We start from the raw sequence: 794 nt of genomic DNA, 5'->3' as shown, positions 1-794 counted from the left end.
ATAAAAAGCCAATGTATTATTTATATACTAACGTTCACGTAAACTTTCATTAATAGTTTCCTTTAATGGGCTAAGAAGATAGCTGATAACACTACGTACTCCGGTTTTTATTTCTGCCATAACAGTCATTCCAGCTGTAATAGGAATTTTTTTTATTTCTCCCTGTATATCATTCCGATCAACAGATATAATCACGTTAAATACAAGTCCTGTATCCGGAACAGAAACAGAATCTGCAGTTATATTTTTTACTTTCCCTGTAAGGTAACCATGACGTGTATATGGATATGCATCTACTTTAATAACGACCTCCTGTCCAGCTTGTATAAAACCGATATCCTTGTTAAGTACAGATGCTGTTACTTCGAGAATATCATTATCAGGGACAATAATCATCAGCGTTTCTGCTGTTGTGACAACACCACCTTCTGTATGTATATTTAACTCCTGAACAGTACCACTCACAGGAGCTTTAATAAAAGATGATGCTTTTCTCTTCCTGTTTTTTTCAAGCTCATGCTCCAGCAACACAATGTTATCTGTTGATTTTCTGTGCTTCTCGATAATTTCACTTCTGAAGATATTCGTCTCCAGTGCCAGTTCTTCCCGCACAAGTTCTATTTCTTTTTCAAGTTGAGAAACCTGTGCAAGCCAGACTGCATGTTCATTTTTTGCCTGAATATAGCTATTTTCCTGCTCCATAACTGAATGTTGAGAAACAGCTTTTTTATTCAACAAATACTTAAAATCATTGAGTTTTCTTCCTTCCTGTGATACCTGATGCTCATACAGGC

The 794-nt window shown here is 35.9% G+C and carries 1 pseudogene; it reads right to left on the bottom strand.

From position 1 onward, the window contains the following. Positions 1–27: 27 nt before the first annotated feature. Positions 28–794 (bottom strand): annotated as a pseudogene (gene ehxD / locus E0D98_RS25065) (enterohemolysin T1SS ABC transporter subunit EhxD); the annotation flags it as partial.

The organism is Escherichia sp. KCJ4928, from assembly GCF_004352695.1.
Lineage (GTDB): Bacteria > Pseudomonadota > Gammaproteobacteria > Enterobacterales > Enterobacteriaceae > ECMA0423.
The sequence above is the reverse complement of the archived record's forward strand: the minus strand, read 5'-3'. Positions and strand labels throughout refer to the sequence as shown.